The sequence below is a fragment of the Francisella sp. XLW-1 genome (genome assembly GCF_008711455.1).
GTDB classification, from domain to species: Bacteria; Pseudomonadota; Gammaproteobacteria; order Francisellales; family Francisellaceae; genus Francisella; species Francisella salimarina.
The window spans coordinates 1-7004 of sequence record NZ_VXKP01000013.1; the positions used below are offsets into that span (position 1 = coordinate 1).

The window sequence follows — 7004 nt, forward strand, 5'->3', positions numbered from 1 at the left end:
TATTTGTATGTAATTATCTAATAATGTGGAATGATTTAGTAGATATTAATGAAAATTAGTGCGAAAGAGTTAAAAACTAGACATTGATTTTAATGGCTTTGAAGGCTCACTGAGAATAGCTGTTATTAACTAGCCTAACCAAGGTTTATAGACATACTTTTAACATCAATACTACTTGAAGATAGTTTGACTGAGCTTGCGCCACTCTCTATAGTTATTGAGTTTGCTTTAATAGTTATAGAGCTAGAACTAATTTCTATACTACTACTACCGCATTTAAGGGTGATTTTATCTTTACATTCGATAGTAGTCTCTTTGGCCGTGATGTTTGCAGATTCTTCTTTTTGATTTAATGTCGCAACAGCTTTTTTATTTGCATCTAAGGTTATATATTCGGAAGTTACTTCAACAAAATTATTATTTGATCCTTCTGAGCTAGTTGTTGATGCAGCTTTTGAGTTTGATTCGCTTTTAGTGTTTTCATCAGTCGTTTTTTCACCAGCAGAAGTTGGCTCACTTTCTTCATGATTATTTTCACTATTAGAGTGACTGGGTGTACTAGAAGTTGAGCTAGCCTGAGCTTGATTTACTTTATCTTTGGCCATAGAGCTAAGTTGATCAGTACTAGTAGGGATGTTATTAGCACCTGGGATATTATCTTTAGCCATAGAGCTAAGTTGATCAGTACTAGTAGGGATGTTATTAGCACCTGGGATATTATCTTTAGCCATAGAACTAAATTGGTCAGAATTAGTAGAAATATTATCTTTTAAAGATGAACCTTGATTCTTCATCTTCGAAAGAATACTTTCTTTTATTGAGTCGCCTTGATCAGCCATAGCTATTCTCCACTTTCTTTACAACTAGTATATCCTTTATTATCTACTGAACAATCCCAAGAATTTCCACCTGGATTAGGGATATAATATCTCCAAGTATTGTAACTTTTGCCCATATTCATAATAAAGTATATTGATGCAGGTTCATCTTTTGCTTTGAAAGTTAGTTTATCAGTCTGATCTTGAGGATGAATAAGCTTAGTTTGGTGATCACTATCTAATATTTGCTTACTAAGTGAGTCATATGATGCTTGAGCCATTTTATCCATAGAGCTAGGTTGTTCATAAACTACAAGATAATTATTACCATTATTAGTCTGAGGTGATGATTTTATGTTTAAGTTAAATTGATCTTTAGGTATTGTTGTAGTGCAGCTTGAGAGTAAAGCTAAAGCGGTCATACTAAATATAATTTTTTTCATTTTTAATTCTCCAAAATATTAATTATCAAAGGTCTCAAATATATTATCAAAATCAATCTTAAACTTAATGGCAATGTTATTTTGATTCCATGTATAGACATCAACATCTTTATTTGCTTGACTAAGCAGATCAAAAAGAGACCAATATTCCGAGTGTGTTTCTATAGAGTTGATCTGTTCATTGCTATCAATAAAGCCAACAGAACTAGGCTGTTGCTCAAACCAGTTATAGCTTAAAATGATAGGCTTTTGTTCGGTGCTGATTCCTATAGCTTTTTGATTGCCAATACTCAGCAGGGTCATTTTGACAAAAGTATTATTCTGTAGTAGATTGTTTGGAGTTGGCATAATGCTAACTTTAATATCCATAGGCTTAGGTTTGCCTGATTTATCCCATAGAGTATCCGTAAACTTCTGAGTATTATTTAGCGTATTCAGCATGCTATCTGTATTCTTACCAAAAAGATCTGGAATTCTACTTTGCCACTGACCATCTTTATATTCAAAAATACCATACATATCTTCATTAACAGTTTTCCAAAACTCTCCTTTAGGGCCAAAGACTTTGGCAAGTTCAGTTGGAGATATTTTTTTATCAGAATTCTGTGTGAATGGGTAATATTTTTTATACTTATCAAGTAGAGAAATAATATCATTATCCCATAACTGGTATTTATACTTGACTAGGTAAAGCTTACCAAATTTCATGATATTATGCAAAGGAGCTGTAAATATTATTGAATTCTCTGGGCTAATATCATTCTTTTTAAGTAAAGCGTTAACTTTATAAAAATAAGAATCTTTTGATTTAGTAAATAAATTAAGAGTTATTTTATTAATTGCAGCTCGTTTATAGTCAGTTTGTTCAATTTGATTTGCTATGTCTCTTATTATTTGATTATATTCATCCATATCATTAGGATTAGAGATCATCTTATTCACATTTTGAAAATATGATCCTACTAAATCAAGCTGAGGTATTTCTTTAAGTGTTTCTTTATCAAACACGGTGTTGCTTGATAATGTATTTAGCATATTGTGAAACTGTGAATTAGTTGATGATACTAGATATAATGAAGTTACAATGTCGTTTGGATTCATGCTATTTTTGTACGAAGCAATGAGATTTATATAAGATTTTTTATAATCTTTAATATAATTATCTAACGCATCATTATAATAATTATTAATCGCAAGGGTATTTATGTTCTGTTTTTCTAATGATTTACAAACAGCATTGTATTCAGATATCTCTGGTAAGACAGCATCTTTAAGACCAATTTTTGTATAAATAATGGATATATTGCCATAGTAACTAGCATTATCACCTACATTTACAATTGATTGTTTAGAAGACTCTTCATCCACAAAGCTAGCTCTTGATAGAGCCAAGTTGTTCATAAGGTCATTATAAGTTGCTTGGGTTATGATTTTGTGCCATATAGGATCTACCTTAGAATCATGTTTATAAAATTCATTATTAAGATTATCTAGCAGATCAATAGCAGCTTGTAAATTATTTACTTGAGTTTCTTTTTCAGTAGGAATTAATTTTTTTATTTCTTGAATTTTAGATGACGATTTTGTAGTATTCTTAGTTTTTTCATAAAGTTTTTCTAAGAAACCTCTATTATACGGAGACAGAGAGCCTTTAATTTGAGGATATATTTTTCTCATAAATTTATTTATAAGATGCTGTTTAGTTATAGGTAAATTTATATCTTTAAGGAATATATTTAATGTTTTTAAGTTAATATTATTGTTCTCTGTTATATATGATTTTACCATATCATAGGTACGAGATTTTATAAGTAAGATTTTAAAAGTTAATTTATTTATATTAGTATTGCTTATATCAATTTTTACATCTGGAACTGGAGCATTAATGTATATACTAATAGTTCTCTCAGGTAGTTTTGTTGCTAAGCTCCAAAGGTGTAAATTTGATTTTATCAGCCACTTTAAATCTGAGTTCTGAGGCGCTATAAGTGTTAGATAAATAAAAGTTTTGTAAACACTATCTTGTGAAAGATCTTCATCTTCGAGAATATCTAGTATTTGTCGTTGAATTTTTAAGCCTTCATTTAAATAAATTGCATGATTTAAAGCACTCTTAGGATAAATGGCTTTTGCAGCTAAGCTTGAAGAAATATATTTCTCATACTCATCGCTCAAATTGATAGTTTCACGAACATTAGATGCGTTATCTGAGATAGCAAAAAGGTCTTGCTTATATTGTTTGATAATATCTTTATATATAAAGATATTTTTTGTGAATATTAGTCCTAGAATAGCTAATAAAACTCCTGTTGTAGTCCACAGGATCTTTTTAAAAGCTCGAGTTTTATATTTTTGCGGTTTATTAAAAGAGCTCTGAAATAGATTTTGATTAATACTAGGCTTAGTGTTATTAATATATAAAGAGATGTGCTGGATAGCATTATTTGCATCTAGATAACTCTGTTTTTTGAGTAACTGTTTAAACTGCTTATAAATATCATTGATAAAGTAACTAAAGCGTAAAAATTCTTTAGGATGCTTTTTAAATAGAATATTTTCTGCTAACAGGCTCATCTTTTTAAAATGATTATTAATATCAGAACTTAGGTTATTAGGATCAAAAGAAGGTGATAGTAGCGGGATGTTATGTGCAGTTACACATTCTATAAAAACTTGATACCCAGGATGTTTTTCTATATCTGCGATAGTTAAAACAAAGTTTGGTATTTTTTTGTATACTTTTGTTAGTTGAATTATTATTGATCTTAGGCTTTTAATCTCCTCTATAATTAGAGATTCATCTTTAATTTTACTATATTCAAATGAGTATACAAGAGTAGGAGTTTTGCCAGTTATTGAGCTTACCTTATGGCAGAATTTACTAAGATCTTTATATGCATGGTTATCATTAAGTTTATGAAGCTCAAGAATATATGATTTATCAGATAAATAGTGGTTATAGTTTAAGCTTTCATTTTTATATAGCTCAATTCCAAGGGTCTTACTTGTTTCATTCTCAATAATTTTTGTATTTGAAGTATTGATATGAATAAAAAAATTAGCATCAGTTTTTAAAGATTTTCTAGTTTTTCTATCTGCTTGAGAAAGTAGCTGCCTTAATGATCTATTTAAACGCATTGATGAACGTATATTTAATTTAAATTTAAGCACAAACCTTCTTGTATTTTTAATATTAAAAGCTAGTAATATAGCGATAGTACTGATTATTAAAAGAATAAAAATCAAAGCTATTATCATATATAGGTTCATATATTTACCTCATATTACTGTTTATTTACAATCTACACTAATTTTGAAAGATTGGTTATTCATTTCTAAATTTGATGGGGAGCCTTTATCTTTTGGACTATGTGTTATTTTAAAAGAGCTTGTTTTATCACCAGGTTTATAGCTATTGTGTATAACTGTGCGTTGCTCTTTACGGTCTTCAAAAATAATTCCTTGAGATTGTTCTTTATCTCCAGAAGTAAACATTTCTTGAGGAGCTATGTAATTTTTGACTTTGGTTAAGTTTGCATACTCTTCAAATACGTTAAGCTCTACCTCAGTTCCAGATTTGAGATAAAAGAGCATATTAGAATATGATGGTAATACCATATCAGCAGGTACGAATTGTTTACCTTCCGGAGTTAATTTTGTCCAAAGCTGTGGAGCAACCTTAATTTGATATCTAGGACGAGTTATAGCATTTGGATCCAAAGAAGAAACTTTACTTGAGCTAGCATAGTTTTCATTAGCTGCAATACTCTTACTTGTATCAGCGCTATAATTGAAAAGTTCACTAGTATAGGTTGAATTTTCATCATCTGTATCTGTTGTATATATATGTCCTGTAAGATTTAGAGTTGGTGGCTTATTATATTTTTTGCGTTGCGGCCATAGCTCTTTGTTGTAGAGATAGAATCTTGAGTTACAGTTAAACATTAAAGGGAGTTCACTGGACTCTAATGCTTCCTCTTCAAACTTAAAACTAATATTATTTTCTTCAATTTTTCCTTCTTGTTTATCTTCATATGCAATAGGATGTCTTTTATTATTTTTTGAATATAGAGGTGTTTTTTCAAAGCTTAAGTCTACTTTGTGTAAAATCATGTCTTTATCTTTTTTATCTAAAATAAGTCCCCATTCCTTAGCAGAAAACTTAAGGTTATTCTGAAGTGGTAGTACAGAGTATGAGCTTGGCATTGAATAAGCTTGTATTTCCAGGCCAATAGTGCTTGTTGCAAAATTATTTTTCAATTTAGTTTGACAACTATCAGTCTTTAATTTAAAAAGGTTGCTTAAATCATGTTGTGTTACGCTATCTTGCCTAAAAGCTTCTACTGTTTTAGGCATATCTTCAACTTCTGTAACTTTTATTTGCTGTTTATCTGCACAATTTGAATTAAGATTAATAATAGACTTATCCGTTAGGTATGGCTTCTTATGAAGATGTTTGATTTCTTGAATTTTGTGTTTATCTAGTATGAAAATACTTTTTACAACCTTTGCTTTTGATACTAAATCATCATAATCAGAGGTTATTATATATTCATTATCACTATAGTTATATACTAAAATCAAATTATATTGCTGTAATATATATTGAACATAGTTATAAAAGTTATTTGTATCGCTGCTTTCTTGGCAATTCATACAGATGAATGGAAGTTTTTGCTTAAGTATTTGATCACTACTTGTATCAAAACTAAGTTTTATAACCTTATCAAAAGGAGTATTTTGCTCTTGGAAAATTTTATCATAAGATTGTCCACTATATATACAGACAGGATTAAGCTGTTTCCAGAAAAAACTCAAAGCATCACAAAATTCTATTTTATATAAACCGTCAAATTTAGTTAGAGCTGAGCTTTTAGTGCTAAATTTAGGTGATCGGATAATAGTTTCTTTTTGTTGTAAGTTACCGGCGTATGCTGTAAATTTAATTTCTTCATTACTAAGATCACCATTTTCTTCAATAAATTCTTTTTGATCTTCTTCTATAAAAAATTCTTGTTTAATAGATATCTCAAGTAAAAAAGGTAATCCCTGAGTGAATATATCCATAAGCTTGTTATCATATTCAGTTTGATAAGGATATACAAAATCAATTGAGCCTTTGAATCCTATAGTCTCTAGTGATAGCTGAAGATCTTGAATGTAATATGAGTTCACTTCTATAGCTTTACTTTCATCTATAGCTAGCTTTTCATCAAAAGGCACTATTTTAAGTCTTATAGATTGCGATAAAATAGTTGGATAAGTATTTGGTAGGACTCCTTCGATAAGAGATTCTTGCCACCTTTCATTTAATGAAGAATCATCAGCAAGTTCTTCAGTTTTAGGGAACATCTTTGCTAAAATAGCATTTTTTTTGAATATGCTATTAAACTTTTCAGAGTACAAAAGATCTATTAGTTTATCTTGAGATATTCCTTTAATTGCATTTAATACTATTAAGTCATTTATATCGTCTTTTTCAGCCATATCTAGATCTAAACCTAATATCTCTTATTTTTTTTTGAATTATACATAAAAATAAGTTTTATTAATAGGCTTTGTTTCTTTACATGAGCTTGCGACAGAATTATGTCTCGTCCATTTTCCAACTAATGTCAGCTATTCTCAGTGAGCCTTCAAAGCCATTAAAATCAATGTCTAGTTTTTAACTCTTTCGCACTAATTTTCATTAATATCTACTAAATCATTCCACATTATTAGATAATTACATACAAATATTAAA

General features: G+C 29.3%; 4 protein-coding genes. All 4 read right to left on the reverse strand.

The window, feature by feature from the left end:
• Window positions 1–134 precede the first annotated feature (134 nt).
• Window positions 135–839, reverse strand: coding sequence for a hypothetical protein (locus F3D59_RS10140; protein ID WP_224721192.1), 705 nt, complete (start codon window positions 837–839; stop codon window positions 135–137).
• A gap of 2 nt (window positions 840–841) precedes the next feature.
• A complete protein-coding gene (gene iglE, locus F3D59_RS09720) occupies window positions 842–1261 on the reverse strand; it encodes a type VI secretion system lipoprotein IglE (RefSeq protein WP_150464746.1) in 420 nt (139 codons plus the stop codon).
• An 18-nt stretch (window positions 1262–1279) separates the two neighbouring features.
• Entirely contained in the window at window positions 1280–4399 is a 3120-nt protein-coding gene (locus tag F3D59_RS09725; protein WP_224721193.1) for a cation-binding protein, read from the reverse strand.
• A gap of 153 nt (window positions 4400–4552) precedes the next feature.
• A complete protein-coding gene (locus F3D59_RS09730; RefSeq protein ID WP_150464748.1) occupies window positions 4553–6748 on the reverse strand; it encodes a hypothetical protein in 2196 nt (731 codons plus the stop codon).
• Window positions 6749–7004: the final 256 nt, after the last annotated feature.